Genomic DNA, 26,449 nt, shown 5'->3' with positions numbered 1-26,449 from the left:
CAGTTTGGAACACAGTTCCAGAACAGGGGGCTTGACCGACCATTTGAACAGCGCAAGTTCACCACCGCCTACAGCAACAGCCTGCCCCGTGGTGCAACTGGGGCGACCGGATTTTTTCCGGATAGCTACACAACAACACCAGATCGCACTGGATACATCGACCTCGGAGAGCGGAAGGCGGTGGCCAGAGTGCAAATGACTCCACAGCTGCGCAACTATGCAAGCTCGTTGCAGAATGGCGCAACGATGGTGCGGACTGGGCAGCCGTTCGGGGTGAATTCGGTGACCTTTGAGCTGGGCCGTCCAAGGCTTGGCAATACGACGGTGGTGCAGCCTCCTGCAACCCAGCAGGGGTTCAGTTTCGTTGATGCAAATGGGCGTCCAATGACGCCCGCGACCTCCGGACCCAATGCAGGCTCAATTGTCGTGAACCACGGGCCGAACTGGTCGGCGATGGGCAACCAGGCCTTGCGCTGGGGCGGTCGGGCTCTGGTGGTGGCAGACCCGCTGGTGCATGGCGTTGTGGCCGGCACGAACACGCCCGCCTCGGCCCCCTGGCATGAACGCTGGACCGCAGGCGTCACCGCCGCTGCGCAGCGCGCTGACAATGTGGTGGTCGCTGGTGGCTCAGGGCTTGCCGCCGGAACTGCAACGACCTGGACAGGGCCCGGTGCCTTTGCGGTTGGTGCCGGCGCGGCTGTGGCGGCAGGGACCGCCTATGAAGACACCCCCGTAGACCGCTGGGTCAACCGCCAGGTCGCCCGGGCGGAACCGGTGATCGGGGCGACGCTGCGCGGTGTGGACACCGGCGCGCGGTTTGTCGGCCGCACGGCGACGCAGGCGGCGGATTATGTGGCGAATTCCTATGTCGGGCAACGCACATCGGATGCGGCCTCGGCGGTGTCGTCGGGTTGGAATTCACTCACCTCTTCGGTCGGGAACCTCTTCAACCGCGAAGCACCGCCCGCCGAGGTGTGGTCAGGGTCACGTAGCCCGTTGCGCAGCGGCTCGCTGGTCGCCCCGACCGGTCTCTCGACGCCGGTGGAGACCCGGACGTCCTCCAGCGGCCGGCTGGGCGGGCTGTTGGGGCTTTAGCGGAAGTCGTATGGGCGCGGGGCTCAAAGCAATGTCGGGAGAGCGCAGGTTATGAGCGTTGAAGCCCCTGAATACTATCTGATCGATTTCGATTGGGATCCCTATCATCAATGGGCCCTGAGCCCTGAAGCGGCGGAAGCGCTATTGGAAACCTGGGTGGCGCAGATGCCGGAGCGTGCAGGCAAGCTGATGCATTTTCTAGGCACCGAGGGGTTCATCCGCACACGGGAGCGCTTCGATGCGGATGAATTGGACAACCTGGAGAGGTTCATCATCAACCACTGCGACCTCTATCTGCACCCGAAGGATCAAGAGTATTACCTGACGGATTTCAGCTATGAGATCTGCAAGGATACCGCGGCGCTGATCGGGTCTCTCTGCCAGGATCGAGTGCCGAAGCTGAAGTGGTCGCTGAACCAGGACTGGAACAGCGGCACGATGTACCAGTCGATCGGAATGAATTCGGTGATCGATGGGGACCACATTCCGCTTCTGCCTCTGGTCTGTGACTTTGGGCGCGAGGCACTTCGAACTCGCAGAAAGTTCCTCGGCGCCTTCCGCAAGCAGAGGCGTGGGTTTCTGACCAAGCTCTTGCTGCTTGTCAGCTATAAGGCGGAGGCGCAGGTTTGACGTCGGATGCGAAACGACCGCATAGCGCCCGTCCAACAGCGCAGCCGAAAGGCACATCTAGCAATGCGCCCGAGTATTCCCTGATCGACTTTGACTGGGACGGCTACACCCAGTGGACGCTGACGTCTGAGGGGGCAGAGGCGCTATTAGAGGCCTCGGTGGTGCAGATGCCGGAGCGTGCCGGCAAGCTGATGCATTTTCTGGCCACCGATGGGTTTGTCCGCACGCCTGAGCGATTCAATGCGGATGAGCTGGAGCACTTCATCATCAACCACTGTGACCTCTATCTGCACCCAGATAGCGAGTATTATCTGACGGATTTCAGCTATGAGATCTGCAAGGATACCGCGGCGCTGATCGGATCTCTGTGCCAGGATCGGGTGCCGACGCTGAAGTGGTGGTCGAACAACGATCGCACCAGCGGGATGATGTACCAGTTGATCGGAATGGGATCTATGATTGATGTGGATCACATTCCGCTGCTGCCTCTGGTCCGTGACTTTGGGCGCGAGGCCCTGCGAACGCTCAGAAAGTTCCTGGGCGCCTTCCACAAACAGCGACAGGGGTTTCTGGTCAAGATGCTGCTGTTGATCAACTACGAGCAGGGGATGCAGGCGTGATGTTTGACCGTTTCGTTCGGTGGATCTTACGTCCTCTCCCCAGACTCGTCATAGGGACCCTTCTGAGCATCATGTGGGTCGTCAACATCTGGCTGACCGGACCGGAACTGGACATGATCCTGGTGCTGATCATCATGATTTTGGGGACGATCTATGCGGGTCTGGAGTGGCGCGGGCATCCGGGCATTCCTCAAAGACGCGAAAAACAGGATGCCGCGCCTTGGTTGGTGGTTGCTATCGGCGCCGCACTGGGCCTCGATGCGCTGCTCAAGGCCCTCTGGGGCTAGACCGCGTCCTGGCGGGCCAGCACTGCGCTTGCGGAATCGAGATCGAAGCGGCGCATGATTTCTGTGTAGCCGCGCAGGCCATCGCCCGCGCCCGCGAAAGCCAGGCGGTGATCAAGCGGATCACCGCTATGCTGATCCTGCAGGCACATCACATCCGGGCTGAGCTCGGAGACCAGCATAATCACCGGCACCGGGCCACCCTCGACGAAATGCGCGCCGAACTCCATGCGGACATCATCAAGCCGGACGCCGATGCCGAAGAAGGCGCCAGTGAGCAGGTCGTTGATCCGTAGGGCCATATCCACAACGACGCCGATGTCTTCAGGATCGATAAGATCAAAGGCGAGGAGATGGCTTTCGGACACGCGCGTGGGGGTCTTGTTGCGGCTATCAGGACGCACGAAGAACTCTACGAGAGGTGGGATCAGCCGGTGTCCCTCCGCCAGACCGAAGTCCGACACCAAATCCCCGCGCGCTGTGTTGCGCAGCAGCAGGTCAAACGGGAGCTGTACCGTTTCAAACACCAGTTGGGCGTGTGTCCCTTTACGGTCCGCAAAGTGGGTGTTCACACCGTTCTGACGCAGAAACTCATGCAGATGAACCGATATGGCCGTCGCGAGAGCGGCCTTGCCGGGCAAAGTCCGCATCTCAAGGCTGGGGTATTTGATGACGCCATCCGACGTTTCAACGATGGGGCCATCTGCTGTCATTTTGAAAACACGAATGTCCTCATGCGTCATCTGCTCATCGTCCATAAACGATCCTTCCCGGGTCTGATGGTCGAGATAACTCCTGGCCAGCCTTAGTGGGCAAGCCACCAGCACGGCAAGTTCAACACGGCTGAACTCTCCGGCAGCGGCAAGATGCAGCGCATTTGCTTTGCGATCATCTGCAGTGTTTCGCAAAACCGCAGATTTTCCGGTGGAGGCAAGGCTCATGACCTCCGGTTTGGCGCAGCTGCTGCGAGATTGCTGGCTTCGCTCCCGCCCCAACAAAGGACCACAGAGCACCATTGACGGATCACACTTCGCCATAAAGTTGCGCGAATCGTGATTTGATGCTAATTTGTTTTCATTGATTAAATCTTTTTGACTTTATTGGGGGCCCAAAACCCATGCGTAGTATCAGCTTTGTTCTCTTTGCTGCAGCGGCATTATTCTTGATCACGAACGCGGCGACAGCATCCGCAAACACATCCTGCAATCCCAAATATCAGAATTGCGACTGGTAGTAGCCTTTTGATGTTTGCGCCGCGGGTATCGCGGTTGGATTAGACGGAGACCCATAATCGTGGATAGTTATGCAATCTGGGCCATTGGCCTGGGCGGTATCATTTTGCTGTTTGAAGCGTATACCCAGTATTCAACAGCAGACGCCGTCGACAACCTGAAATCAAACAATCAACCTTCGCGAAAAGAGTTGGAAAACGTGCGCATGACTGCGCTCACAACCGATGCGGAGAATTGGCGTGGACGCGCGATATACATGTTGATGTTCGCGCTCCTTTACGTGGTCATACTCATCTCTCCAGAGATGGTGTCCGTCTTTCTGGCGAGTGGAACGCAAACCGATGCGGTCTCGGGTGGCACAAGCCATCTCGCGCGCTCGATCGTCAATCCGGGAGACCAGACTGGCGACGCGACGCCCCTGAGTGATCCAAAGAGCCTGCCGTTCTGGCTCGCTATGGCCATCACGGTTGGCGCCACTTCCCCGACATTCCAGGTCGTCGAACGCAAGCTGCGTGGCATCGCCTACTTCTTTGCCGGGGTGCCGCGCAACATCTATCGCGTGCTGCAATCACTCGAGGAACTGAACTACACGAAATACAGCGCCACAGGCCAGACACCGCTGCTTCAGGCCTTTCTGCAGAAACAGAGGGAGAACAAGCACGATCCGATCATGGATGGCACGGTGCAGAGTATTGAGGGCGCTCTGCGCTGCATTGATCTGTTACAAGGACCGATCATCGGACCACAACGCAGCGCCTTTCGTCAGCTCTTCACTGATGACACACCGCTGGCGCGTATCGAGCATATGAGCAGTCGTTATAACCGCATTCGAGCTACAATCCGCGAGCTTTCGATGGACGAGAAGGCGATCAACGAACTGCACGAAGAAGCGATGGAACTGACAAGCTCCATGCAGTGCCTGTTCGCTCTTTACGCCATTCGGTCACGCAAAATACCCGAAGCGCTCGAAGGCACGCCAAGTGCCGCGATTATTGAGCGCATAACGGAAGACAAGACCGCACAGTCTTTGCATGACATTTCACTGGCAAGTGTTTTTGGCGCGGTTTTCAGCTATCTGATCGTGGAGCGCATGGCCCTGATGAGTATCGATCCGGGCCTCGTCGACCGAGCGGAGATTGCGCGCAATATCTCGGCCGAAATGATGATCCCATTGATCCCCGCCCTGATCCTGCTCGCTTTTCTGACCATTCTGTTTCGGCATCTGAAGGTCGATCAGGGCGCCTGGCCTCCCAGAGAACCCGGGCAGATCCCGTTTTGGGACTATGCAACGCTCGCGATCATTCCAGCTTCGTGCGCCACACTGCTTTACGGCATCGTAACGTGCCTGGGAGCGGAGGGCGTCATGCGCCATGGGATGAGCGGTGACTTCAACGCGATGATCGAGGCCAGCGGTCGGTTCTTGAGCGCCGAAATCGGGCAACTGCCGCGCGTCCTCTTCATGTCGTTCGTCGCAGCCTGCGCGATACTCTTCTTGGCAGATCAGCACAATCAGATGCGCTGGTATGTGACGGCAGGCGCGGCCTTGATTGCGTCGATCTTTCTGTGGATGGTCGCCACACTTGCGGCAAGCCTCTTCGGAATGGCGCCCCCGGGATCCGGAGTGACCTTGGGGGACATGGCGATCATGATCACCCTGCCCTTCGCCGTCTTTCTGACCCTCTACGCCGGAGCCGCCGAGATCGCCGAGAAAAACTCGGTGAAACTGGTGTTTTCCGCGGTTACCACACCATTTCGCGGCCAGCAGAACGGAGGCTGATATGTGCCTATTTCGCCCCTCAGCCGTCTACGCTTTGGCCCTTGCCGGACTGCTTTGTTTTCAGCCTGACCCAACCAGCGCGGCAGATCTAACAATCGGGGTCAGGGCCGACGCGCCGCCGTTTTCCTATCTGACTGTGCCGCGTAGCGAGGGCAGAGACACTGAAGACGCACCGTCAGATGTGCCCGGCAAGGTCTTTACTGGATACATCGTGAACATCTGCACCGAGGTGATCGCTGAGATGCAGAAAACGAGGCATTTCACCGTACGCTTTGAGGAGCTGGAAGCAAAAAACCGGTTCACGGCTCTGCAGTCCGGAGATATCGACGTTCTTTGTGATCCGGCCACAATCGACCAGTCGAGGCTGCGTGCACCGACTGTCATGGTATCATCACCCGTCTTTCTCTCTGGTGTTGGGGTCGCGCAGTCGAACCTGCGGCAGTGGGCAGGACACTGGCCTTGTATCGGCCCGGTCGTGGGAATAGTCGAAGGCACTACAGCCCGCCGCGCAGTGCAGCTTATTGCGGAGGAGTTTGGATTTGGCGAGACCTTCTCCCGTGTCGTACGGGCTCACCCCGACCCAGAGAAAGTGACACTGTCGCAAGACGACGCCAACAGTCTGGATCGATGCGCAAGTGCAGCACAGAACTTTGGAATCGATCCTGTGCGGCTCGCCTCATACACGGCGTCTGGTCGAACCACGGATGAAATCTCAAGCGCCGTGGCTGTGCGAGAGTATGCAAACCACAGGGCGCTGGCACGGGCGCTTTGTCAAAATGAAGTCTACTATTCCGTCGGAGATCTCGAAATCGTCGCGCGTGCATTGGATGCTGTGATCGCCGAGGAGATGCCGGACTGCGACGTCAGGATCAACCCGCAGGTCTTTTCAGAAGAACGCTACGGGATCTTCGTTCACATCTCTGATGTAATGGACCACACTGATCGCTTGGCACTGGCCTTCCTGCGCCAGTTGTCGATCGAGATCAACAAGGGCCACAACTCGATCCTCGTGCGCAGTTTCGCCGACAACTTCGACCGGACCAAGATATCTCGTTCCCTTGATCTGTTTTTTTGGAGCGTTGTGGCGGGAGCACATTAAACCCGTCTTTCTCCACTACATGCCAGACAAGCGCGCCGGAACAACTCGACGTCAGGCATGCAGGAGTTCCGCAAGCTTGAGACGTTGAATCTTACCCGATGGCCCCTTCGGGAGCTCTTTCATGAAGTGGATGCACTCAGGAGATTTGAACGCCCCAAGTCGTTGGCGGCACAGCGCAATCAGTGCTTCTTCTGACAATCGAGATCCCGGTCTCACAGCGATGGCCGCCTCGACCGTTTCACCGTATGTCTCGCACGGGCGTGCGAAGGCTGCAGCCTCAACAATGTCGGGTTGGGAATAGAGTACCTCGTCTATTTCGCGCGGAGCGATGTTCTCGCCGCCTTTGATGATCAGTTCCTTCAGTCGGCCCGTCACAAAGACATAGCCGTCCGCATCGATATGACCCAGATCGCCCGTGCGAAGCCAGTCCCCCGCAAAGCTCTGCCTCGTTGCCTCGGGGTTGCGCAGGTACTCCAGCATGACGTTCGGGCCGCGCACTGCGATCTCTCCTTCTTGAAGCGGTGGCGCCGGGCGCAGATCGGATGTCAGAATGCGGATCTCATTGCCGAATCCGACCCCCGGAGATCCGATCTTGCGGACACCCGGTGGCAGCGGGTTCGAAAGGATCTGAGCGGCGGTTTCCGTCAGGCCCATGGTTTCGATGATCGGAACTCCGAACCGGTCCTCGAAGGCCGTTTGCGTCTCTACCGCCAGCGCAGACGAGGCGGATCGACCAAACCTGAGACAGGCCTTCAGGGCCGGTGCGGGATCGGCTTCGCTATGCAAGAGGTGACTGATGATTGTGGGGACAACCGAGAACCAGGTGATCCGGGCTGCCTCTGCCTGCGCCCAGAAGCGCGAGGCCGAAAACCGTTCTGTCATCGCCAGCGAGCTACCCGACACCAAGGCGCCCATCATCGTCACACAGAGACCATTGATATGATAGATCGGCAACACGCAAAATCCGCGGTCCTGCGGTGAAAGCCGGTGTGCAATCGCAGTCGTCCAGCCGCCGGCCAACAAGCTTGCGTGCGTGTGAACCACACCCTTGGGACGTCCGGTCGTGCCCGAGGTATACATCAGCAGCGCATGATCTGCGGGCTCCACTTCGGGCAGGGGCTGGGCACCCCTCAGATGGTCCGGGATGAGGATCTGCAACCTCGCAGGCGCAACCTGTACCACATGTCCCAGCTGGCTTTGATGCACGAACGCAAATCTTGCGGCGCTATGCTCGAGCGCATAGCCGATGGCATCCGACCCAGCCGCGAGATTGATCATCGTGGCGCGAAACCCACCGTACAGCGTGGCGTAGACCGCCAACACCCCGTCCTTCCCGTTGGGATGCACGATGGCCACGCTCTCGCCCTTTTCGATACCGAGTGCTGCCAATCCGCTCGCCATCTCGCGCGCCTGATCCCGCAGTGCGCGCCAGGTCAATACCTCACCTGTCTCGGGGAACATCACCGCAACATCATCTTGTGACGCCCGCGCGTCCAACCAATCGCGTATGGTTCCCTTGGGTGGGGTCTTCTGGTCGAAGATCATCTTCCGATCTCGCGCCAGTAGCCGGCGAAAATGTCATCCATAGAGGGCTCATCGGCAGGGATCTCCCGCACGATCTTGGTTGTCTGGAAAAAATGCCGCCAATGCAGGTTGGTGTCGATCGAATTGCCGCCCCAGGATCCGCACCCCATGGAGAGCGAGAACGGCATCCCATTGGTGAAAGAGCCGCCGGTGGCGAAGGTATGCGCCTGGTTTACAATGACCCGACTGGTTGGAATGGTCCGGGCCAGGACCAGCGAGCGGTCCTGCTCTGCCGAGTGCAGACCCACCGAGTGTCCGGCCCCTTGATAGCCCTGTATCCTTCGCGTGATATCGACGGCGTCGTCAAAATCTCGGGCACGGTAGAGCGCGAGCACGCGGCTCAGCTTTTCACCCGAAAGCGGGTGATCAGGGCCAATACCGCCAGTCTCCACCGCCAGATAGGTGGTCCCGGCCGGCACCTCACCGGTCAGGTCCAGCGCTGCAATCAGCGCATCTGCGTCCTGGGCAATCGCCTGCGGATTCAGATGCCCATCAATCCAGAGCTTGCTGGTCACCTTCTTTTCATCCCGGATCAGCGCACCGCCGGTTCGACCCATCTCCGCGACGAACGCGTCGTAGATCGCATCCACCACCACAACCGCGTTTTCGGACGAACAGGAGGTGGCATTGTCGAACGTCTTGGAGGCCTTGATCTTCTCCGCTGCGGCCGCCAGGTCCGCAGTTTCATCCACGATCACCGTGACGTTGCCAGCCCCGACTGCCAGCGCGGGCGTACCAGAGGTGTAGGCGCGTCTGACGTTGTTCTGGCTTCCCGTCACGACGATCAGATCGCTGATCTCGAGAAGACGCTGCGTCGTTTCCTTGGAGCCGCGCCCGGGGATCATTTGAACAAGGTTCCGGTCGAGACCAATCTTGTCAAACTCCGCATGCACATAGCCGAGCAGCGCCGCGCAGGTGGGCACTCCCTTGGGCGAAGGGGACACCACGATGGCGTTACCGCACTTCAGGGCGTTGATGATGTTGTTCGCAGGCGTGGCACCGGGGTTGGTCGACGGTACCACCGCGCCAATCACGCCCATTGGGCGCGCAATCTCGGTGATGCCCACAGCTGGATCGTCGCGGACAATACCGTAGGTCTTGGCACAGCGAATGTCGCGCATCAAACCCAGCGTCTTGCGATGGTTCTTGGTGATCTTATCCTCAACATTGCCGAGGCCGGTGGTCTCAACCGCCAACTCGGCCAAATGCCGGTTGTGTGCGGGCTCCATGATCGCCCAAGCTGCCGCCTGGGCGGCCCGGTTATAGACCTGCTGCGACCCCGTCGTCTCCAGGTGGATCTGCGCCGCGCGCGCGCGCGCCACGATGGCATCAACCTGAGCAAGAGGATCAGCAGCAGTCATGAGTGTCGTCCTTTGGCAAAGGGCAGCGCCGTCTAATGCGGCGCCGCAGGCGATGGTGGCTCAAAGACCAGCCAACAGTTTCTCGAGTGTTTCCTGGCGCGCGGCCCACATCTCAAGAACCTCGTCACGCGTCATGATGTGCATCGGGGAGCCACCGGCCTTCATCCGGCTCTGCACGCGGCCGTTCTCGAACATCGTAGGTACGGTTGCTGCCAGATGATCAATGATCGGCTGCGGCGTTCCCTTGGGCACCATGACACCGCGGAAGTTCACGCTTGCATTGTCGATGTTGTACCCCTGCTCTTTCAGCGTCGGCACGTCAGGCAAGAAATCATTGCGATCCAGATCAAAGACACCCAAAACCTTCACATTTCCAGCTTCCTGAGCCCGAAAGGCGTCAGACAGATTGTTCACCCCACCCATGACTTCACCGGCGATCACAGCCCGCATCGCACCGGCACCACCTGCGTTATTGGGGATGTAAGCCATTTTCACACCGGCAGCCTGCTCCAGTTGCAACGCGGCGATGTGGTGGCCGACGAACAGACCAGCACCCGAAAACGTCAGCCCGCCAGGGTTTTCCTTCGCGAAAGCGATGACGTCATCCATGGAGTTGAAAGGGCTCTCCGCGCCGACGACAAACACCGCTGGATCAGCACCCCAGTTGGCAATGGGCTCGAAACTGTCTGCGGAATACTCAACGCCACCTTCAATCGACTGGGCAATGAAGTGAGGGATGTTATACGCGCCCAGCGTGTAGCCGTCCGGTTCGGCCTGCGTGGCAAACCAGTTCCAGCCGACACGGCCACCGGCGCCAGGTTTGTTGACGATAGCCATCGGCATACCCAGCGCGTCTTCGTTCCCCGCGGTCATGGTCACGATGCGCGCCTGAAAATCGGTCGCGCCGCCCGCACCGTAGCTGACCATCAACATCAGCGGGCGCTCCGGGTAGTCGCCAAGTTCCTCGGCATAGGCACTGCCGGTCAGCGCCGCCATGGCCACTGCGGCTCCTGCAATCCAGTTCTTCATAGTCTTCTCCCTAAGGTTACATCTGCCGCCATTGCGGTTCAGAATAAGATTTCTTTTGGCGTGAACACATTCAGCAAAAGCGCAAAGAGCCCGTAGATCACAGCCATGAAGCCGGCCGTGATCGCCGCCCGCTTAAGCCATGTGCCAAGGCGCCCATGCGGTGCCGGGTCATAGAGCGACAACAGTACAAAAAAGGCGATGGTGGTTGAGGTGTAGAACCCAAGCGCCTTTGCCGCCCAGTAGACATAGATGCCCATCACCATCAGCCCTGGCAAAAGGTTGCGCATGGCCTGGGCGCTGAGCCCGTTGCCGACCTTGCTGCGCCCGAGGACCGCCTTCCCGAAGGTCCAGATCGCCAGCACGGCAAAGACGCTGGAGATCAGGCGCGGAAAGACGAAGGCATCCGCCGGCTCCTGTGTGAAGCTGATGGCCGCGACGGTCAGGCCGACAGCGGCGATCAAACCGGACGCAATGATATGCTGGCTGCGCGGCAGATCGGTCATGACAGTGCCTCCTCCTTTGCGACCGCATCCTCCTTGGTCGTATAACGACGGTGCGCAATCTCCATCCAAACGGAATAGCTGACCGAAGCCACCACGATGAGGATCAGCAGCCAATTCAGCCAACCGGTGAAGAAATAGCTGCCCAGGCCAACCGTGGCATTGGCGATCATGGCGCCCTGAATGAAGTTTGCTTCGGCAATCGGGCCGAGGATGAGCCCCAGCACGAGAGGCGCCGCCGAAAAACCAAAGCGTTCCAGAAAGTACATGGCGACACCCAACGTCGCCATCACGTAGACGTCACCCATGGAATTCTGCACCGAATAGCTGCCGAAAACCGCCAATCCCAGCACTACGGCCGCCATCACCCCGTGCGGTACACGCGCGACACTGGCGGCAAACCCCGCGATGTAGAGCCCGAAGACACACATCAAGATCTGTCCGATCAACATACTGTCGATGAAAGTCCAGGCGACCTCTGGGTAATTCATGAACAGGTCCGGCCCCGGAAAGATCCCGTGAATCAGCAATCCCCCTAACAGCACTGCCGCCGTCGGCGAACCCGGTATCGACAGCGTGAGCAGCGGTACCAGCGAAGGGCCAACCATCGCGTTGTTGGCACTTTCGGCAGCGATCACGCCCTCACTGTGACCCGTGCCAAACTTCTCGCCCTCCTTGCTGAACTTCTTGGACTGATCATAGGCCACCAGCCCGGCGATTTGCCCGCCTACCCCCGGGATCAGTCCAATGACCGAGCCGGTGATCGTCCCGATCGCCAATGCAGTCTTTCGGCGAAACACCTCGACAAAGGCCAGCCGGATCGGATGGCGCCGGACCTTGATCACTTCTGCATCCGAACGGCTCCGGCCCTTGGTCAGCATGGTGATGATCTGAGGGATCGCGAACAGCCCGATGAGGGCGGGGATCACGTTGATCCCGCCGCTGACCGCCGGATGAAAGATGAAACGCTGCGCCCCCATGATGTCGTCGAACCCAATCGTGGCCAGCCACAAACCGATACAACCCGACAACAACCCCTTGACCACCGAACTTGAGTCCAACGTGCCAATGACGGTCACGCCCAGAATGGCCAGCCAGAAGAGGTGGGAGGGTCCGAAAGCCAGCGCCCATTGCGCAAGAACCGGTGTCAGGAAGATCAGCAGAAACACCCCGAAAAGACCGCCCACGGCGGAGGCCAGGAAAGACAACTGCAACGCCTTGGCCCCCTCGCCCTTGGTCGCCATGGTGTGCCCGTCCAGCGTTGTCGCAATATTGGCCGGCGCGCCGGGTATCTTCAGCAGAATGGCACTGACGGCACCACCAGCCACGGTAGAGGTATAGGCCGCGCCCAACAGAATCAGCCCCTGCTGCGGCTCCAACTGGAAGGTGAAAGGGATCAACAGAGCGACTGCCATGGTCGGCGAAAGGCCCGGAGTTGCGCCAAGGATCAGCCCCCCGACAGTGCCCAAAAGCAGCAACGCGAAATTCATGGGCATGAACACGTCACCCATGTAGAACAGAAAGTCCACCGCGCCTTCCTCCTCCCAAACTCAGGCTTGACCCTAAACGCTAAGCCATGAAAATAGTTTTGCAAATGTTTTCATGAAATACCCGAATTTGGAGATTAACCGGTTGTGAAGAAAAGTAAAAAAGCGGACATTGTTGCCGTTGCAAAAGCGGCCAAAGTCTCGGCGTCCACCGTTTCACGCGCCTTCAATCATCCCAATTTGGTCACACCTGCGACTCGCAAGAGGATCGACGCCGCGGTTCGGCGCACCGGATATATTCGCAATCGCGCGGCCCAGACCATCCACGGCATTCGCTCGGGCACCATTGGCGTTCTGGTGCCCACGCTCGACCACACGATCTTTGCGGAAGTGGTGCAAGCGTTCTCTGAAGCCGTCTCTGAGCACGGCTTCACCATCCTGCTGGCTTCGCACGGTTATGACCTGCAACGCGAATACGCGATCCTGCGCAAATTCCTAGAGCATCGCGTCGACGGGGTCGTCCTAACGGGCCTCGAACATGACGATGCGGTTTTCCAGCTCCTCGACAGCCAAGAGATTCCCTGCGTGCTGATGTGGAACTACGACGACACCACCTGTTACCCGTCCATAGGCGCGGACAATGAACTGGCAGGCCGTATGATCGCGGAACACGTGCTGTCGCTGGGCCATCGGCACGTGGCCTGTATGTTTCCCCCGACTGCAGGAAATGATCGAGCGTTCGCGAGGCGCGAGATCGTACTGCGGACGTTGGGAAACGCCGGCGTGGCTGTCCCGCCCGCCTGGATGTTCACCACGGTCTATAGCATCTCAGATTCAAAGCGGGACATGATGGCACTGCTGTCACAACGCGATAGGCCGACCGCGCTCATTTGTGGAAACGATATTCTTGCCAGTGGCGCCCTTTACGGGGCGGTCGCATGCGGAATACGGGTGCCTTCTGATATAACAGTTGTCGGTATTGGAGACTTCAAGGGATCATCGGACATCGAGCCTCCACTCACCACCGTTCGCCTCCCAGCACGCCGCATTGGCGCCGAGACTGCGCGCGCTCTGGTTTCGATGATCATCGCGCCAGACAGCGCTCCGCAAACCAGCCTACATTGCGCTCCCGAGCTCATCCAAAGACAGTCCAGCGATCGGCCGCGCGCAAGCTCTATGCGGACGCCTTGACGAAATCGCGTCGTCTGCCAGACGCAAGTCCTTTGAACCCATAGAGTGCTGGCCAAATACGGTTTGCCACCACTCCGATCTCCGCGCAAAAGACCATCGCTCGGGCCTGTTTAGACCAAGTCAGATATCACGTCGTTTGGTGAAAAGGCCTGGCTGAAGCAGCGGCAATCCAGCACGCGGCGCGTCGCCGGGCATGGGGGCGCGGCACGACTCCAACTGCTCGGGGCCACCAAACCACTTGCACTTCAGAAGGTTTGGCACAGGTGAGTTTCAGTTCATCGGGCGATGTCCTGCGGTCAGGGTTGAGGCCGTATCGACCATGCCGTTAGCTCTAGTGCGAAATCATCCAGGGCCGTTTGGTCGGGAAGCTCTTGGAGCCGTCAGCGCGATGGAGCGTCTTGTTGGACGCCTTTTTACCGCCGCCACAGCATCCGCAACCCGGCGCATGCGCGCTGCGCTTGGGGCTGTCAGCAGAGCGTTCGTTGGTTTCATGTGCGCGGCGGGTGGCCGAGGCCATGCCCGAGATATGCGGCACGGAAAACATCACACGCGGGGCAGATTGCCCGCAGGCCGGGCAGTCGCAGGGATCGGCAAAGGCCGACATAGGGGCTGTGTCTTCAAAGACGCCGCAGTCGGTGCATTGGTATTCATAGATGGGCATGGGGGTCTTCCACTAGAGGGTGTCGGCACCGCCCAGACAGCACCGACCGAAAGGCTCAGAGATCAGGTGCGAGAGGCACGTCGACGCTGCCGTCGAGGTATTTTATCGGCCCGTCGGCATTGGGCATCATGTCCCACTCAAAAATGTCATTGGGCAGCCAGAGCGTGGCACAGGCGTTCGGAATGTCCACCACGCCCGAGATATGCCCCTGCACCGGCGCCGTGCCGAGGATCGCATAGGCCTGTGCGCCGGAGTAGCCAAACTTCTTCAGATACTCGATGGCGTTCAGACACGCCTGCCGGTAGGCGATATGCACATCGAGGTAGTGCTGCTCGCCCTCTTCATCCACCGAGATACCTTCGAAGATCAGATAGTCGTTATAGGCGGGCGTGATCGGCGACGGTTTGAAGATCGGGTTCTTGACGCCGTATTTCGACATGCCATCCTTGATCAGCGAGACCTTCAGGTGCAGCCAGCCCGCCATCTCAATGGCCCCGCAGAAAGTGATCTCTCCATCGCCCTGGCTGAAATGCAGATCACCCATCGAAAGCCCGGCACCATCCACATAGACCGGGAAGTAGATCTTGGAGCCGCGGCTGAGGTCTTTGATATCGCAGTTCCCGCCATGCTCGCGCGGCGGCACGGTGCGCGCAGCTTCAGCGGCAGCCGCATCCCGCGCCTCGCCCTTCATCGCACCCATATGGGCGCTTTGCGTATTCGGCAGGGCTGCCAGCGGCGGTGTGCGGTCGGGGTCCGTGTTGAAGAGTGCCGTCTCGCGGCTGTTCCACATATCCAGCATCTTGCGGTCGGGCAGACAGCCGATCAGCCCGGGATGGATCAGCCCTGCGTATTTCACGCCGGGCACGTGGCGCGATTTGGTGAACATGCCGTCGATGTCCCAGATCGACTTCTGCGCCCCCGGGAAATGCTCGGTCAGAAAGCCGCCGCCGTTCTGCTTTGAAAAGAAGCCGTTGAAACCCCAGAGCATCTCCTCCTTGGCGCCGATGTCGAGGATATCGACCACCAGTAGATCGCCCGGCTCAGCACCTTTCACTCCGATTGGGCCGGAGAGATAGTGCACCTGCTCCAGCTCCACATCGCGCACGTCGGATGCGTCGTCGTCATTCTTGATCTGCCCGCCGGTCCAGTCATAGGTCTCAATCTTGAAATCGTCGCCCGGCTCGACCCAGACATTGATCGGGATGTCCGGGTGCCAGCGATTGTGCACATTCTCATTGGTGTGCGGGCTTTCGCTGAGCTCTACGGAAATCAATGTGTCAGCCATGTCTACCTCCTGCTTTGGTGTTCATACGGATAGGAATTTCGAAACCGTGGCCTCGTCGATGCCGGCGCGCGGGCTGTCGTGCACGAAGGTCCCGTTTTCGATGACCATCACCCGGTCAGCGACATCGAGCGCGAAGCTCAGCACCTGTTCGGAGACGACGATGCTGAGGCCCTTTTCGTCGCGGATGCGGCGCAGCGTGCGGGCCATCTCGCGGATGATCGACGGCTGAATGCCTTCGGTCGGCTCGTCCAGCAGCAGCACCTTTGGATTCGAGGCCAGCGCGCGGGCAATGGCCAGCTGCTGTTGTTGACCGCCCGAGAGGTTGCCGCCCCGGCGGTTCTTCATCTCCAGGAGCACCGGGAACAACTCGTAGATATCTTCGGGCACGTTGGACTGGCCGGTCACGGTCAACCCGGTTTCCACGTTTTCCTGCACCGTCATGGCGGAGAAGATCATGCGCCCCTGCGGCACATAGGCGATGCCGCGCGCCACGCGCTGGTGCGATTTCAGCCCAGTGATCGGTTGATCCCCTACGGAGACATCGCCGCCCCGTTCAGGCACGATTCCCATGAGCGTCTTCATCAGCGTGGTCTTACCCATGCCGTTGCGACCCATGATCGCCACGATCTCGCCGGGGGCCACGTCGAGGTTCAGCCCATGCAGAACCTCACTTTGGCCATAAGCCGCGCGGAGGGATTTCACGTTCAGCATTTTTGGTCCTTCCATCAATGGCCCAAGTAAACCTCGACAACCTTGGGGTCGTTCTGCACCCGCTCCATCGAACCTTCGGAGAGCGTTTTGCCCTGGTGCAGCACGGTCACGCGGGTCGCGATATCGGCGACGAACCCCATGTCATGCTCGATCACGATGACGGAGCGGTCTTGGATGATGCGGTTGAGCAGCTCGGCGGTTTTCTTGCGCTCGGCGACCGACATGCCGGCCACGGGTTCGTCCAGCATCAAAAGTTCCGGGTCCTGAATGAGCAGCATCCCGATCTCCAGCCACTGCTTCTGCCCGTGGCTGAGAAAGGCGGCTTTCTCGTCCAGCTGACCTTCGAGGAAGATGGTCTCGGCGATCTCCTTGATCCGGGCACGCACATCCGCATCGCGTTTGAAGACCAGCGCGCCAAAAACGCTGTGGCCCTTGGGATAGCTCAGCTCCAGGTTTTCAAAGACAGTCAGGTCTTCGTAGACGGATGGCGTCTGAAACTTGCGGCCCACACCGGCATTCACGATCTGGTCTTCGCGCATGGTCAGAAGCTCTTGGTCGTGGAATCTGACCGACCCTGCGGTGGCCTTGGTGCGACCGCAGATCAGATCAAGCACGGTGGTCTTGCCAGCCCCATTGGGTCCGATGATCACGCGGCATTCGTTCGGCTCCACATAAAAGCTCAGCGCGTCGACCGCCTTGAACCCGTCGAAAGAGACAGTGAGGTCTTCCACTTTCAGGATGAAACGCTCTTGCATGTCGCTTACTCCGCCGGAGCGCCGTCGGGCGCAGATTTGTCAGCGGGCGCCTTGCCCAGAAGGGCGAGCAGCCGGGGTTCGATCTTTTCAGACCAGACGCCAGCCAAGCCGTTGGGAAAGAGCATGACAACCGCGATGAACAAGCCGCCCAGGCCAAACAGCCACAACTCGGGGAAGCTTTCGGAGAAGGTGGTTTTGGCCCAGTTGACCAGCAGCGCGCCATAGACAGCACCAAGTATCGACAGCCGCCCGCCCACGGCGCAGAAGATGACCATCTCAATCGAGGGCACGATGCCCACAAGCGTGGGTGACATGAAGCCCACCTGCAGGGTGAACATGGCCCCGCCGATGCCCGCAAAGGCGGCCCCCAGACAAAAGATGAAAATCTTGAAGTTCGCCACGTTGTAGCCTGAGAACCGCACCCGGTCCTCCTGATCGCGCATCGCGATCAGAAGTCGCCCCAGCTTCGATTTGCGCACATATTGCGCCGCGAACAGCACCGCAAAGAGCAACACACCGTTCACGAAGTAAAGCGTGGTCTTGGCCTCATCGGTGCGAATATCCCAGCCCAGCAGTGTGCGCAGATCGGTGATGCCGTTCACCCCGCCGGTGTAACCTTGCTGGCCGATGATCAGGATCGTCAGGATGGCCGCAAAGGCTTGGGTGATGATCGCAAAATAGACGCCGCCGACGCGCCGGGTGAACATGGCCACCCCGATGATGAAGGCGAAGACCACAGGTACGGCTACCACCGCGAACAAGGCCAGCGGCAGTGAGTAGAACGGCTGCCACCACCAGGGTAGTTCGGTCAGCTGGTTCCAATCCATGAAGTCCGGGATGCCGGGGGTGGATTGGATCGATGTGTTCTCGGGTGTCGAGGCTTCGAGTTTCAGGAACATCGCCATGCAGTAGCCGCCCAGGCCAAAGAATACGCCCTGCCCGAGGCTCAGGATGCCGCCCGCGCCCCAGCAGAGCGCGAGACCCACGGCGACAAATGCGTAAGTCAGGTACTTGCCAAAGAGGTTCAGGCGGAAACTGTCCAGCATCATCGGAAAGACGATGAAGATAAGCGCTGCGAGCAAGGCAAAGCCGATCATCTCTTTGCGGCTGAGAAAGGCGGAGGATTGCATCTGGCTGGGTCCTTACTTGCGCAGCTTGAGGGAGAAGAGACCCTGCGGGCGGATCATCAGGATGCCCACGACCACCAGCAGGGTCAGCACCTTGGCCATGGAGCCGGAGAGGAAGAATTCCATGATCGACTGCGCCTGGCTGATCGAAAACGCGCTGGCGATGGTGCCCAGCAGCGAGCCTGCGCCGCCGAAGACGACCACGAGGAAGGTGTCCACGATGTAAAGCTGCCCGGCGGTCGGCCCGGTGGAGCCGATCATCGTAAAGGCCGAGCCTGCGACACCTGCCACACCACAGCCGATGCCAAAGGTCAGCCGGTCGGTCCATTCGGTGTTGATGCCGACAGCACCCGCCATCACGCGGTTCTGGTTGATCGCGCGCACCTGCTTTCCCCAGCGGGAACGGAACATCATGATGTAGACCGCCAGCGAGATGCCTACTGCGAGCACCATGACGAAAATGCCGTTGATTGGGACTTCGATAAGATCCGTGAGAGGCAGCGATCCCATCATCCAGTCCGGGATGCTTACCCCCACCTCACGCGCCCCAAAGACGCTGCGATAGGTCTGCTGCAGAATGAGGCTCAGCCCCCAGGTCGCGAGCAGCGTATCCAACGGGCGTTTATAGAGGTGCCGGATCATCGCCCATTCGACAAACAAGCCCAGCAGTCCCGAGGCGATGAACGCCAGGATCATCGCCACGAAGAAATACATGCTGAACAGCGCGGGCATGAAGTCGGCGAAGAGGTTCGACATCAGATAGGTCACATAGGCACCGAGGATCATGAACTCCCCATGCGCCATGTTAATCACACCCATCTGGCCAAAGATGATCGCCAGACCCAGAGCCATGAGCACAAAAACAGAAAACAGGATCAGCCCTGCAAAACCCTGCATGGCGAAAATCGCGCCAAGCTCAGCCATTGAATAATCGGCAAACATCTCATGCCTCCGGAGGTCTTTTGGGAAAGTAGGGGCGGCCCGGGTCTGGCACCCCGGGCCGCAGAACCGGCCTTACTGGTAGCCTTCGGGGAAAGGATCAGGCTCCACCAGGTCGGCAGTCTCGAAGACAACTTCGTACTGGCCATCCGCCTGCGCGCGACCCACGCGAGTCTTGGACCAGAGGTGGTGGTTCTCGTGCACCTTCACATAGCCTTCGGGCGCCGTGGTCAGCTCGACACCGGGGCTCGCCTCGCGCACCTTGTCGACATCAAAGCTGCCCGCTTTCTCGACGGCGGCCTTCCACAGCCATGGCCCTAGATAAGCGGCCTGTGTGACGTCGCCAATCACCATGTCGTCGCCCCACATCTCTTTGAACGCGGCCACGAAGGCGAGGTTGTTCTCGTTCTCCAGACTCTGGAAGTACTTCATGCAGGCATAGGCGCCGTCGATGTTCTCACCACCGATGCCGCGGATTTCGTCCTCGGTCACCGAGATGGTCAGTAGGAGCGGCTTTTCCTGGGTCATGTCGATGCCAGCGGCCTTGAGTTGCTTGTAGAAGGCCACGTTTGAGCCGCCCACAACGATGGCATAGATCACATCCGGCTTGCGCAGGCGGATCTTGTTGATGACTGAATTGAACTGGGTGTGGCCGAGCGGGTAATACTCCTCGCCCACGACCTTGCAGCCGTCCATGAAGTTCTCGATGTGCTTGCGCGCAATCTTGTTCGAGGTGCGCGGCCAGATATAGTCGGACCCGAGCAGATAGAAAGTTTTCGCGCCCTTGCTCTGGTTGACCCAGTCGAGGCCCGCGATGATCTGCTGCGTGGCCTCCTGGCCAGTGTAGATGACGTTCGGGCTCTCTTCGAGGCCTTCATAGAACGTCGGATAGTAGAGGAACCCGTTGTGCTGCTCGAAGACCGGCAGAACCGCCTTCCGGGAAGCCGAGGTCCAGCAGCCCATGACTGAAGCCACTTTGTCGTTCAACAGCAGCTTGCGCGCTTTCTCGGCAAAAGTCGGCCAGTCGGAGGCACCATCCTCCTGAATATACTCGATTTTGCGGCCCAGAATACCGCCCTGCGCATTGATCTGCGAAATCGCCAGCTTCTCCGCCTGCACCGAACCTGTCTCAGAAATCGCCATGGTACCGGTGATCGAATGCAGGATGCCGATTGTGACCGTATCGTCGGTGACCGCGAGGCCCGTGGTGTTCACCTCAGCCGTTGGGAAGTCTGCTGCGCGCAACCCCTTCGGCATGAATAGCGAGGCCGTCAGCGCCGTGCCCCCGGCCAGCACGGCCCTGCGGCTTACCCCATTGGTTTTGTTATCAGAAATCTCGTCAGACATGTCGCCCCCTTGTCAGATGCTCAAGAAATGGGCGATTCCAGATCACCCGCTGTTGGAATGATCGCGGGCAATGCTGCAGCGCAGTATACGTTAAATGACGTATAGGGATGCGCGTTTTGTGCACATACTGTTGTTTCATAGACTAGGGGCTGGGGGAGCCTGACCACCTTTTGCGATGGCTGACGTGGGGCAGAGCATCTCCTTTCTGCATGGAAGTGATATGGTGGCACGCCTTAAGGCCACGCGCGAAAAGCGCACCTACAATCGTTGGGTCGCCAACGAGACGATGGAGGACTTTGCGCTGCGCTATACCGCGCGGCGCGCGCGCCGCTGGAGCTACGGCCGCGTTGCCAACACTGCCATCGGGTCGATCTCCTTCCTCGCGCTCGAGGCCATCGGCGCCACGATCACGCTGACGTATGGGTTCGACACCGCGATCACCGCAATCATGCTGGTGGGCGCCATCCTGTTTCTGACCGGCTTCCCGATCTCCTATTACGCCGCCAAGTATGGCCTCGATATCGACCTGATGACCCGCGGCGCAGGCTTCGGTTATCTGGGCTCCACCATCACATCGCTGATCTACGCCTCGTTCACTTTCATATTCTTCGCGCTGGAAGCCGCAATTCTTGCATTGGCGCTGAAGTTCACGCTGGGAATCCCATTGTTCTTGGGCTACGTCGTCAGCTCCCTCGTTGTTATACCTCTGGTTCTGCACGGCTTTTCCAAGATTTCAACCTTCCAAGCCTGGACCCAGCCTTTGTGGGTTTTGCTGCACGCGCTCCCGTTCATTCTGTTGGCTGTCGCGGGCTATGACATCGACATGTGGATCGGCTTCGAAGGTAATCCCGACGTGCCGGACGCGTCGAGGATCCTGATGCTGGGTGCGGCGTCGGGCGTCGTATTTTCCCTAGTTGCACAAATCGGCGAGCAGGTTGATTTTCTGCGGTTCCTGCCCGAACCGCGCACAGCGAAAGATGCGCGTAAGTGGTGGCTCGCTCTCATATGTGCAGGCCCGGGCTGGTCGGTGCTTGGCATGCTAAAAATGCTCGCGGGGTCCTATCTGGTAACGCTTGCCATCCGGGAAAATGTGAGCCCGAGTGAAGCCACCGATCCCACGCGCATGTATCACACAGCATTTGAGCAAGTGCTGGCCTCGCCCGCCCTTGTGCTCGGCTTAACGGCCGTCTTCGTCATCCTGTCCCAGATGAAAATCAATGTGACCAATGCTTACGCCGGGTCGATTGCCTGGTCCAACTTCTTCTCGCGTTTGACCAAGAGCCATCCCGGGCGCGTGGTCTGGCTGGTCTTCAACGTCGCGATCGCACTGATGCTGATGGAGCTTGGGGTTTTCACGGGTCTCGAACATGTACTGAGCCTGTATTCGCATGTCGCCGTTGCGTGGATTGGTGCACTTGTGGCCGACTTGGTGGTAAACAAACCGCTCGGCCTTAGCCCCAAAGGGATCGAATTCCGCCGCTCGCATCTTTACGATGTGAACCCTGTCGGGATCGGCGCGATGGTGGTGGCCTGCGCGGTCTCGCTGATCGCCTATGCGGGTTTTTTTGGCCCTCTGGTGCAGGCGTTCTCGTCTTTCGTTGCGCTGCTCACGGCCTTCACATTGGCGCCGATCCTCGCTTGGGCGACCGGCGGGCGCTATTACCTCGCGCGCGAAGACAGCGAAACGCAGCCGGTCGAAGGCCTGCAGACCTGCTCGGTCTGCGAGTACCGTTTCGATGCAGAGGACACGAGCCATTGCCCCTTCCATTTCGGACGCATCTGCTCGCTCTGTTGCAGCCTTGATGCCTCGTGCCATGATCATTGCAAGCCACACGGGCGCCTCGACAAAACGGTCAGCGAGGCGCTTCACGCCCGTCTGCCCGCAGCTGTAGCCAAGGCTCTCATGTCACGGCTCTCGCGGTTTTTGGTCACGACCAGCATCATTTCCCTGAGCTTTGGCATCCTGTTGCTCTTCATTCGAGGCTTTGCGGGCGCCGAGACATTCGACGCGGTTTTGACCATCATCTTCTGCATGATCCTGATCGTCATCGGCATTTCGGTCTGGATGTTCATTCTGGTGGGTGAAAGCCAGCGCAACGCTTTCGCCGAAGCGGAGCGCCAAACCGACCTTCTGCTCAAGGAAATCCGCGCGCACGAACGTACGGACCGGGCGCTGCAGCAAGCCAAGGAAAAGGCGGAGGCCGCCAACCTCGCCAAGACACGATATATGTCCGGTCTCAGTCATGAATTGCGGACACCGCTCAACGCCATCTATGGTTTCGCGCAACTGCTAGAAAAGGATCCCGATCTCGCGGGTTGGCGCACGTCGATCACGAGTATCCGAAGGTCATCGGAGCACCTCGCCGGGTTGATTGACGGCCTGCTCGATATTGCACGGATCGAGGCAGGCCGGTTGGAGATCACGCGTGACCGCGTCAATCTGCGCGCCCTGTTGCACCAAGTAGCGGCAATCTTCGAAGCCGAAGCTGCAGACAAGAACATCAGATTCGACTGGGCGATCCACGGAAGGTTGCCCACTCTTGTAGGCACGGATGAAAAGCGTTTGCGCCAGATCATCATCAACCTTCTATCGAACGCGCTTCGATACACCGAGGCAGGCCAGGTCACGCTGAATCTGACCTACAGGAACGAGGTGGCCCTGATCACGGTCATCGATACCGGTGTCGGCATTGCGCCGGAAAACATTCCCCGCATCTGGCGTCCGTTCGAGCGCGCCGGGCAATCCGGGCGGGAGGGATCCGGCCTGGGGCTCACCATCACAAAGCTTTTGGTTGAGATTTTGGGCGGCGAAATCGATGTCACAAGCACGCCCGGCGTCGGCAGTACGTTCTCCGTCAAACTGATGCTACCGTCGATTTCCCCGGGCGTTTTCGAGGCCGAGGATCTGGGCGATGGTGTACCGCTCCCTGCTTTCTCGGGCTACACCGGACCGCGCAAGACCATTCTCATCGTGGATGACGACGCCAATCACCTCTCACTTGTCGAACAGTTTTTGTCAAAGCTAGGGTTTGTGGTGCTTCTGGCGCCATCGGTCGCGATCGCCGAGCAAATGCTCGAAGAGGCGCACCCGGACATTCTTCTGCTCGACATCGACATGCCGGAGCGGGATGGCTGGTCATTTGCCGAAGGCATTCGTGAGGGCAATGCGCCGTATATGCCCATTATAGTGATTTCCGGACATGCGGATGAAGAAGGCGTAAGCCGACCCAAAGTCGCATTGCACGATGGATTTCTCGCCAAGCCGTTCAATCTGGATGAGCTTCTGATGCAAGTCGCAGAACTTTTGAAGATCACCTTAGTCCCCAAAACCGAGCCCGGCACGGAGCCTGCGCCTTGCCAGACACTCTCAAGCGAGGACCGAACCCGCTTGATCAAAAGCGCGGTCCTTGGACATGCAGCGGGTGTCCGTGATCAGCTCGACCAATTGCGTGCCGAAAAAGCGTGCGACCCCAAATTGTTGAGAAAGCTGGACAAACATATGGAGCATTTCGATATGGGTGGCATTGTCCATCTGCTGGAGTCCGTGGGCGATGCCGTTGAGTGAGCTGGGGCCGAACTGCATCGCACTCGTTGTCGACGACAACCCCGAAGCACTCGGGATGGTCTCCATGGCACTGGAGCAGAGCGGCATCACCGTTCTGATAGCGACAGACGGTCAAGCGGCCATCGACCTGACCTATCGGGTGGAGCCCGATGTCATCCTGATGGATGCCGTGATGCCGGGTATCGACGGCTTCGAAACCTGCCGCAAACTTAAGTCCGGGCCAAAAGCGGTGATGACGCCGATCATCTTCATGACGGGTCTGACGGAGAAGGAGCACATTCTGCAGGGCCTGAATTCCGGGGGTGTCGACTACATTACCAAGCCGGTGATCGTCGAGGAGTTGATCGCGAGGCTCAGCACTCATATCGCCAATTCCCGTCTGTTGCAGAGCGCACGACGGGCGCTCGACACCTCCGGGCGATCGGTTCTGGCCTTCGATCCGGACGGTAGACTGGCATGGGGTTCGAAAGGTGCCACGGATGTCCTGGGGACGTTTGACCTTCAAACACGGGGTCCGGAGTGGAAGAATTGGATCGCCTCCTGCAGCACCAGTCCTGTCTCGGCGGTTCCGCCGTTCGATGCAGGCGATGTAACGTTCCAATTCATGGGCATGACGCCGGTGCCCGAAATCCTCGTCAAGCTGATGCGCAGAAAAGCAGATCGGAACGAGGATGTTCTGGCCGCCAAGTTCAGTCTGACACCGCGCGAGGCCGAGGTCCTGTTTTGGCTAACGCTCGGCAAAACGAACAGAGACATCAGCGCCATTCTGGGATTGAGCGCTCGGACGGTGAACAAGCATCTTGAACAAGTTTTCCAGAAGATGGGCATCGACAATCGCACCTCGGCCGCAGTTATGGCCGACCGGGTCTTGAATTCACCATAGCCTTTGGCGGCCATCAACACAGGCTGCGATGCAGGCATCGACAATCAAATCCCGCGGCCTCAGACGTGTCTAGCCCCCTGTTGCTGGGCCACTGATCTGGGCTTTCTCTAGTAGGGTTTCTGGAACTGGTGGGCGCATGTTGAGCGCCTGATGCGGTCGGGTGTGGTTGTATTGTCTGAGCCAGTGATTGATGACGATCTGGGCCTGCTTCGTTGTCGTGAACCACTCGGCATTCAGAACCTCCCGGCGTAGCGTCCCATTAAAACGCTCGTTGTATCCGTTCTCCCAGGGTGATCCTGGATAGATGCGGATCGGCTTGATGCCGACGCGTCGAAGCCAGTCCTGCATAGCTTCGGCGACGAACTCAGGCCCGTTGTCTGACCGGATGTATTCTGGTGATCCGTGCTTCAGCAGGAGCGGATAGATCGCTTCCAGAACGTCGTCTGCGCCCATCTTGGTGCGAACCCTCACGGCCAAGGCCTGCCGGGTATATTCGTCCAGAACGGTCAGCATCTTGTAGCTCCGCCCGTTGCTGAGCTTGTCGTATACGAAGTCGATGGCCCAGACATGGTTCGGATGCGTAGGCCTCAAGCGTATGATCGAACTGTCCTTGTGATAGAGCCGCTTGCGTTTCTTGTGACGCTGCGGAAGCTGCATTCCTTCCTCTCGCCAGAGCCGCTCGACCTTCTTGTGATTGACTCGCCAGCCTTCGACGTGGAGCAACTCGTCGTCCATTGGTTGCTGGAACCAATGGCGCAACCAGGACGACCCTTGCGATAGCCATATCGCCCGTACTGCTTTGCAAGCCGAATGATTGCCAACCGCAGCTCACCGTCGTCTCTTGGCACCGGTCGGTATTGCAGGGAGCTCCGCGCCAGGCCAATCACCCGGCACGTCCGCCGCTCAGACGTTGCGAGCTTCTGGCGTGTATGAATGACTGCCTGACGGAGCTCCTCGGTGGTCAGGCCCTGGGCTTTAGATGGTTCAGACTTTCCTTGAGGATGAGCTTGTCCAGTTCGAGCTCTGCGACAATCTTCTTCAGAATTCGCCATTGTCTCTCGGACCAATGACGTTCCAATGGCTTATCGTTCTCTTTCTCCAGGCTCTTCATCTCCGACAACTGCGCGCGTCCCATTCCGCCGAAGCGCTTCCGCCAGTTGTAATACTGATCCCGACGCTCCGACAAGCAGAACCCACGTCATCGCCCGCTGTCCTGTGTGGATAGCCCCTGCATAGCAAGACATTTCTGAGTTGATTGCGCATTGGTCAGAAGCAGACGTGTGTCCG

At 59.1% G+C, this 26,449-nt stretch carries 23 protein-coding genes; 9 read left to right on the top strand and 14 right to left on the bottom strand.

The window, feature by feature from the left end; all coding sequences use genetic code 11:
• Positions 1–189: 189 nt before the first annotated feature.
• From Q1A71_RS11600 to Q1A71_RS11585, 4 genes are all read left to right on the top strand, one after another.
• Entirely contained in the window at positions 190–1,095 is a 906-nt protein-coding gene (locus tag Q1A71_RS11600; RefSeq protein WP_299675841.1) for a hypothetical protein, read from the top strand.
• Positions 1,096–1,146: 51 nt separating this feature from the next.
• Entirely contained in the window at positions 1,147–1,725 is a 579-nt protein-coding gene (locus Q1A71_RS11595; protein ID WP_299675838.1) for a hypothetical protein, read from the top strand.
• Positions 1,722–2,345: a hypothetical protein gene (locus Q1A71_RS11590; RefSeq protein ID WP_299675835.1), complete on the top strand. Its 624-nt coding sequence runs from the start codon at positions 1,722–1,724 to the stop codon at positions 2,343–2,345. The genes Q1A71_RS11595 and Q1A71_RS11590 overlap by 4 nt, the downstream gene beginning before the upstream one ends.
• A 71-nt stretch (positions 2,346–2,416) precedes the next feature.
• Positions 2,417–2,632 (top strand): hypothetical protein, encoded by a 216-nt coding sequence (locus tag Q1A71_RS11585; protein WP_299675832.1) that lies wholly within the window; start codon positions 2,417–2,419, stop codon positions 2,630–2,632.
• On the opposite strand, the gene Q1A71_RS11580 is transcribed toward Q1A71_RS11585, so the two are convergent.
• Complete coding sequence (locus Q1A71_RS11580; RefSeq protein WP_299675829.1) at positions 2,629–3,387, bottom strand: phosphoribosylaminoimidazolesuccinocarboxamide synthase; 759 nt, start codon at positions 3,385–3,387, stop codon at positions 2,629–2,631. The two genes, Q1A71_RS11585 and Q1A71_RS11580, sit on opposite strands and share 4 nt — an antisense overlap.
• Positions 3,388–4,066: 679 nt before the next feature.
• On the opposite strand from Q1A71_RS11580, the gene Q1A71_RS11575 reads away from it, so the two are divergent.
• Positions 4,067–5,638, top strand: coding sequence for a hypothetical protein (locus Q1A71_RS11575; protein ID WP_299675826.1), 1,572 nt, complete (start codon positions 4,067–4,069; stop codon positions 5,636–5,638).
• 1 nt (position 5,639) lies between these two features.
• Positions 5,640–6,737: a transporter substrate-binding domain-containing protein gene (locus Q1A71_RS11570; protein ID WP_299675823.1), complete on the top strand. Its 1,098-nt coding sequence runs from the start codon at positions 5,640–5,642 to the stop codon at positions 6,735–6,737.
• 51 nt (positions 6,738–6,788) lie between these two features.
• Here the strand turns inward: Q1A71_RS11570 and Q1A71_RS11565 are convergent, their stop codons facing one another.
• From Q1A71_RS11565 to Q1A71_RS11545, 5 genes are read right to left on the bottom strand one after another with little or no spacing between them, the layout of a single operon-like run.
• Complete coding sequence (locus Q1A71_RS11565) at positions 6,789–8,282, bottom strand: AMP-binding protein (RefSeq protein WP_299675820.1); 1,494 nt, start codon at positions 8,280–8,282, stop codon at positions 6,789–6,791.
• A complete protein-coding gene (locus Q1A71_RS11560) occupies positions 8,279–9,682 on the bottom strand; it encodes an aldehyde dehydrogenase family protein (protein ID WP_299675817.1) in 1,404 nt (467 codons plus the stop codon). Before Q1A71_RS11560 ends, Q1A71_RS11565 begins: the two co-directional genes overlap by 4 nt.
• Positions 9,683–9,742: 60 nt before the next feature.
• Entirely contained in the window at positions 9,743–10,711 is a 969-nt protein-coding gene (locus tag Q1A71_RS11555; RefSeq protein ID WP_299675814.1) for a tripartite tricarboxylate transporter substrate binding protein, read from the bottom strand.
• Between the two features lie 38 nt (positions 10,712–10,749).
• Positions 10,750–11,214 carry a tripartite tricarboxylate transporter TctB family protein gene (locus Q1A71_RS11550; protein WP_299675811.1) on the bottom strand — a complete coding sequence of 155 codons (465 nt, stop codon included), beginning with the start codon at positions 11,212–11,214 and terminating at the stop codon, positions 10,750–10,752.
• A complete protein-coding gene (locus tag Q1A71_RS11545) occupies positions 11,211–12,740 on the bottom strand; it encodes a tripartite tricarboxylate transporter permease (RefSeq protein ID WP_299675808.1) in 1,530 nt (509 codons plus the stop codon). Before Q1A71_RS11545 ends, Q1A71_RS11550 begins: the two co-directional genes overlap by 4 nt.
• A 105-nt stretch (positions 12,741–12,845) precedes the next feature.
• Here Q1A71_RS11545 and Q1A71_RS11540 point away from each other — a divergent pair, with 105 nt between their 5' ends.
• On the top strand, positions 12,846–13,889 hold the full coding sequence (locus Q1A71_RS11540; RefSeq protein WP_299675805.1) for a substrate-binding domain-containing protein: 1,044 nt from the start codon (positions 12,846–12,848) through the stop codon (positions 13,887–13,889).
• Between the two features lie 331 nt (positions 13,890–14,220).
• Here the strand turns inward: Q1A71_RS11540 and Q1A71_RS11535 are convergent, their stop codons facing one another.
• The 7 genes from Q1A71_RS11535 to urtA form a co-directional block, all read right to left on the bottom strand.
• Positions 14,221–14,550, bottom strand: a complete 330-nt coding sequence (locus tag Q1A71_RS11535) for a zinc ribbon domain-containing protein (RefSeq protein ID WP_299675802.1) — start codon at positions 14,548–14,550, stop codon at positions 14,221–14,223.
• A gap of 55 nt (positions 14,551–14,605) precedes the next feature.
• Positions 14,606–15,835, bottom strand: coding sequence for a formamidase (fmdA, locus tag Q1A71_RS11530; protein ID WP_299675799.1), 1,230 nt, complete (start codon positions 15,833–15,835; stop codon positions 14,606–14,608).
• Between the two features lie 21 nt (positions 15,836–15,856).
• Positions 15,857–16,546: an urea ABC transporter ATP-binding subunit UrtE gene (urtE, locus tag Q1A71_RS11525; RefSeq protein WP_299675796.1), complete on the bottom strand. Its 690-nt coding sequence runs from the start codon at positions 16,544–16,546 to the stop codon at positions 15,857–15,859.
• A gap of 14 nt (positions 16,547–16,560) precedes the next feature.
• Entirely contained in the window at positions 16,561–17,301 is a 741-nt protein-coding gene (urtD, locus tag Q1A71_RS11520; RefSeq protein WP_299675793.1) for an urea ABC transporter ATP-binding protein UrtD, read from the bottom strand.
• 5 nt (positions 17,302–17,306) lie between these two features.
• Positions 17,307–18,431, bottom strand: a complete 1,125-nt coding sequence (urtC, locus tag Q1A71_RS11515; protein ID WP_299675790.1) for an urea ABC transporter permease subunit UrtC — start codon at positions 18,429–18,431, stop codon at positions 17,307–17,309.
• Between the two features lie 12 nt (positions 18,432–18,443).
• Complete coding sequence (gene urtB / locus Q1A71_RS11510; protein WP_299675787.1) at positions 18,444–19,370, bottom strand: urea ABC transporter permease subunit UrtB; 927 nt, start codon at positions 19,368–19,370, stop codon at positions 18,444–18,446.
• Between the two features lie 72 nt (positions 19,371–19,442).
• Positions 19,443–20,714: an urea ABC transporter substrate-binding protein gene (gene urtA, locus Q1A71_RS11505; RefSeq protein WP_299675784.1), complete on the bottom strand. Its 1,272-nt coding sequence runs from the start codon at positions 20,712–20,714 to the stop codon at positions 19,443–19,445.
• A 220-nt stretch (positions 20,715–20,934) separates the two neighbouring features.
• Between urtA and Q1A71_RS11500 the strand changes: the two genes are divergently transcribed.
• Together Q1A71_RS11500 and Q1A71_RS11495 are read left to right on the top strand one after the other, a co-directional pair.
• Positions 20,935–24,279, top strand: a complete 3,345-nt coding sequence (locus Q1A71_RS11500) for an ATP-binding protein (protein ID WP_299675781.1) — start codon at positions 20,935–20,937, stop codon at positions 24,277–24,279.
• Positions 24,266–25,162, top strand: coding sequence for a DNA-binding response regulator (locus Q1A71_RS11495; protein ID WP_299675778.1), 897 nt, complete (start codon positions 24,266–24,268; stop codon positions 25,160–25,162). The genes Q1A71_RS11500 and Q1A71_RS11495 overlap by 14 nt, the downstream gene beginning before the upstream one ends.
• A 69-nt stretch (positions 25,163–25,231) precedes the next feature.
• Here Q1A71_RS11495 and Q1A71_RS11490 read toward each other — a convergent pair whose 3' ends face one another.
• The gene (locus Q1A71_RS11490) at positions 25,232–25,897 is read right to left on the bottom strand and encodes an IS3 family transposase (RefSeq protein ID WP_299675775.1); all 666 of its coding nucleotides are present in this window, start codon (positions 25,895–25,897) and stop codon (positions 25,232–25,234) included.
• Between the last annotated feature and the right edge of the window lie 552 nt (positions 25,898–26,449).

It is taken from the genome of uncultured Roseobacter sp. (assembly GCF_947493125.1).
Taxonomy (GTDB): domain Bacteria; phylum Pseudomonadota; class Alphaproteobacteria; order Rhodobacterales; family Rhodobacteraceae; genus Roseobacter.
This window is presented reverse-complemented; position numbering and strand designations above follow the sequence as displayed.

Bases quoted from the DNA above. Each gene is read 5' to 3' on its own strand.
- urtE (WP_299675796.1), bottom strand. From the start codon at position 16,546: ATGCTGAACGTGAAATCCCTCCGCGCGGCTTATGGCCAAAGTGAGGTT.
- Q1A71_RS11575 (WP_299675826.1), top strand. From the start codon at position 4,067: ATGACTGCGCTCACAACCGATGCGGAGAATTGGCGTGGACGCGCGATA.
- urtD (WP_299675793.1), bottom strand. From the start codon at position 17,301: ATGCAAGAGCGTTTCATCCTGAAAGTGGAAGACCTCACTGTCTCTTTC.
- Q1A71_RS11595 (WP_299675838.1), top strand. From the start codon at position 1,147: ATGAGCGTTGAAGCCCCTGAATACTATCTGATCGATTTCGATTGGGAT.
- Q1A71_RS11570 (WP_299675823.1), top strand. From the start codon at position 5,640: ATGTGCCTATTTCGCCCCTCAGCCGTCTACGCTTTGGCCCTTGCCGGA.
- Q1A71_RS11500 (WP_299675781.1), top strand. From the start codon at position 20,935: ATGGTGGCACGCCTTAAGGCCACGCGCGAAAAGCGCACCTACAATCGT.
- Q1A71_RS11535 (WP_299675802.1), bottom strand. From the start codon at position 14,550: ATGCCCATCTATGAATACCAATGCACCGACTGCGGCGTCTTTGAAGAC.
- urtA (WP_299675784.1), bottom strand. From the start codon at position 20,714: ATGTCTGACGAGATTTCTGATAACAAAACCAATGGGGTAAGCCGCAGG.
- Q1A71_RS11585 (WP_299675832.1), top strand. From the start codon at position 2,417: ATGTGGGTCGTCAACATCTGGCTGACCGGACCGGAACTGGACATGATC.
- fmdA (WP_299675799.1), bottom strand. From the start codon at position 15,835: ATGGCTGACACATTGATTTCCGTAGAGCTCAGCGAAAGCCCGCACACC.
- Q1A71_RS11560 (WP_299675817.1), bottom strand. From the start codon at position 9,682: ATGACTGCTGCTGATCCTCTTGCTCAGGTTGATGCCATCGTGGCGCGC.
- Q1A71_RS11555 (WP_299675814.1), bottom strand. From the start codon at position 10,711: ATGAAGAACTGGATTGCAGGAGCCGCAGTGGCCATGGCGGCGCTGACC.
- Q1A71_RS11495 (WP_299675778.1), top strand. From the start codon at position 24,266: ATGCCGTTGAGTGAGCTGGGGCCGAACTGCATCGCACTCGTTGTCGAC.
- Q1A71_RS11550 (WP_299675811.1), bottom strand. From the start codon at position 11,214: ATGACCGATCTGCCGCGCAGCCAGCATATCATTGCGTCCGGTTTGATC.
- urtB (WP_299675787.1), bottom strand. From the start codon at position 19,370: ATGTTTGCCGATTATTCAATGGCTGAGCTTGGCGCGATTTTCGCCATG.
- Q1A71_RS11580 (WP_299675829.1), bottom strand. From the start codon at position 3,387: ATGGACGATGAGCAGATGACGCATGAGGACATTCGTGTTTTCAAAATG.
- Q1A71_RS11490 (WP_299675775.1), bottom strand. From the start codon at position 25,897: ATGGACGACGAGTTGCTCCACGTCGAAGGCTGGCGAGTCAATCACAAG.
- urtC (WP_299675790.1), bottom strand. From the start codon at position 18,431: ATGCAATCCTCCGCCTTTCTCAGCCGCAAAGAGATGATCGGCTTTGCC.
- Q1A71_RS11565 (WP_299675820.1), bottom strand. From the start codon at position 8,282: ATGATCTTCGACCAGAAGACCCCACCCAAGGGAACCATACGCGATTGG.